General features: G+C 70.0%; 3 protein-coding genes. All 3 read left to right on the plus strand.

Annotated elements, in window-relative coordinates:
* Positions 1 to 865: cyanophycin synthetase (locus ABNT58_RS12310; RefSeq protein ID WP_348753767.1), on the plus strand; the 865-nt coding region annotated here is incomplete at its 5' end.
* A 17-nt stretch (positions 866 to 882) separates the two neighbouring features.
* A complete protein-coding gene (gene ftsW / locus ABNT58_RS12315) occupies positions 883 to 2,151 on the plus strand; it encodes a putative lipid II flippase FtsW (protein ID WP_348753768.1) in 1,269 nt (422 codons plus the stop codon).
* Between the two features lie 14 nt (positions 2,152 to 2,165).
* On the plus strand, positions 2,166 to 2,327 hold a 162-nt coding region (locus ABNT58_RS12320), incomplete at its 3' end, for a glycosyltransferase (RefSeq protein ID WP_348753769.1).

A 2,327-nucleotide genomic window follows, 5' to 3' on the forward strand; every position in this document is an offset into this window, starting at 1 on the left:
AGGCCTGGTGCCCGCGCCTTTGCCCGAAGTGAACGCCACCACCGGCAAGCCCTTCAAGGCCGCCAAGGGCAAGGCGCCGCGCACCGTGGCCCGCAAGGCGGTGCGCTTCGGCCTCGATGCCCCGCGTGAGCCCGGCGACTTTGGCCTGGTGACCGAAAACGGCATCGCCTGGCTGGTGCGTGCGCTGGAAGCCGACCCCACCGAGAAGCGCCGCAAGGGCGAAGCGCCCGAGATCCACCTGCAGCGGCTGATGCCGGCCGATGCGCTGCGCATCCGCGGCCGTCACAACGCCGCCAATGCGCTGGCCGCGCTGGCGCTGGCCACCGCCATCGGCTGCCCGCTGGCGCCGATGCTGCACGGCCTGCGCGAATACCGCGGCGAGCCGCACCGCGTGGAGTTCGTGGCCACCGTCCACGGCGTGGAAGCCTTCGACGACAGCAAGGGCACCAACGTGGGCGCCACCGTGGCCGCGCTGCTGGGCCTGGGCGCCGACAAGGCGCCCGGCAAGCTGGTGGCCATCCTGGGCGGCGACGGCAAGGGCCAGGACTTCCGTCTGCTGGCCGCGCCGCTGGCCCGCCATGGCCGCGCGGTGGCGCTGATCGGGCGTGATGCGCAGCGCATTGCCGATGCGCTGGCCGAAGAGGCCGAGCGCAGCGGCCTGCCGCTGGCCGAGCTGCCGCTGCGCCACCACGACACGCTGCCCCAGGCCGTGGCCTGGAGCTTCGAGCAGGCCCAGGCGGGCGATGCGGTGCTGCTGAGCCCCGCCTGCGCCAGCCTGGACATGTTCCGCAACTACGCCCACCGCGCCGACGTGTTCGTGCAGGCGGTGCAGGCCCTGGCGGCCGAACACGGGGAGCACGTCTGATGGCCGCCGCCGAGCACATGACTTCGACCCTGGGCGGCCTGCGTGGCCGACTCGCGCAGCTGCGCCTGCCCTTCGGCCGCAAGCCCGAGGACGACGGCAGCCACCGCGTGCCGGTGCGCGACTGGGTGCCCAGCTCGTCGCGGCCCACCGCGGTGCAAGGCATCGACCAGGCTTTGATCTGGGTGGTGGTGGCCTTGCTGGCCCTGGGCCTGGTGATGGTGTATTCGGCCTCGGTGGCGTTGCCCGACAACCCGCGCTTTGCGCGCTACGCCTCCACCCACTTCCTCACCCGGCACATCATCTCCATCTTCTTGGCCTTCGTGGTCGCGGTGCTGGTGCTGCAGATCCCGCTCAGCGACTGGGAAAAGTGGGCGCCCTGGATCTTCGTGGTGGCCCTGGTGCTGCTGGTGGCGGTGCTGATTCCCGGCGTGGGCAAGGGCGTGAACGGTGCCCGCCGCTGGATTCCGCTGGGCATCATGAACTTCCAGCCCAGCGAGCTGGCCAAGCTGGGCATCGCGATGTACGCGGCCAGCTACATGGTGCGCAAGATGGATGCGCGGGAAAACTTCTTCCGCGCCGTCACGCCCATGGCCGTGGCGCTGGGTGTGGTGGGCATCCTGCTGCTGGCCGAGCCGGACATGGGCGCCTTCATGGTCATCGCCGCGGTGGCGCTGGGCATCCTGTTCCTGGGCGGCGTCAACGGCCGCATGTTCTTCTTGAGCGTGGCGGTGCTGGTGGGCGCCTTCGTGCTGATGATTGTGTTCAGCGAATTCCGGCGCCAGCGCATCTTTGCCTACCTGGACCCCTGGAACCCCGACTATGCGCAGGGCAAGGCCTACCAGCTCACCCATTCGCTGATCGCCTTCGGCCGTGGCGAGGTGTTCGGCCAGGGGCTGGGCGGCAGCCTGGAAAAGCTGCACTACCTGCCCGAGGCGCACACCGACTTCCTGCTGGCCGTGGTGGGCGAAGAGCTGGGCCTGGTGGGCGTGCTGTGCGTGGTGGCCGCGTTCTTCTGGCTCACCCGCCGCATCTTCCACATCGGCCGCCAGGCCATCGCGCTGGACCGCGTGTTCGCCGGCCTGATGGTGCAGGGCATCGGCATCTGGATGGGCGGCCAGTCCTTCATCAACATGGGCGTGAACCTGGGCCTGCTGCCCACCAAGGGCCTGACGTTGCCGCTGATGAGCTACGGCGGCTCGGCCATCGTGATGAACCTGGTGGCGTTGGCCATCGTGCTGCGCACGGACATGGAAAACCGTGCGCTGATGCGAGGTGGCCGACCTTGAGCCATCTCGTGATCATGGCCGCCGGCACCGGCGGTCACATCATCCCCGGCATCGCGGTCGCACGCGAGATGCAGGCACGCGGCTGGACCGTGAGCTGGATGGGCACGCCCGCCGGCATGGAAAACACGCTGGTGCCCGCCGCCGGCATCAGCATCGACCGCCTGGGCTTTGCCGGC

The sequence above is a fragment of the uncultured Aquincola sp. genome (genome assembly GCF_964001545.1).
GTDB lineage: Bacteria > Pseudomonadota > Gammaproteobacteria > Burkholderiales > Burkholderiaceae_C > Aquincola.

Bases quoted from the DNA above. Each gene is read 5' to 3' on its own strand.
- ftsW (WP_348753768.1), top strand. From the start codon at position 883: ATGACTTCGACCCTGGGCGGCCTGCGTGGCCGACTCGCGCAGCTGCGC.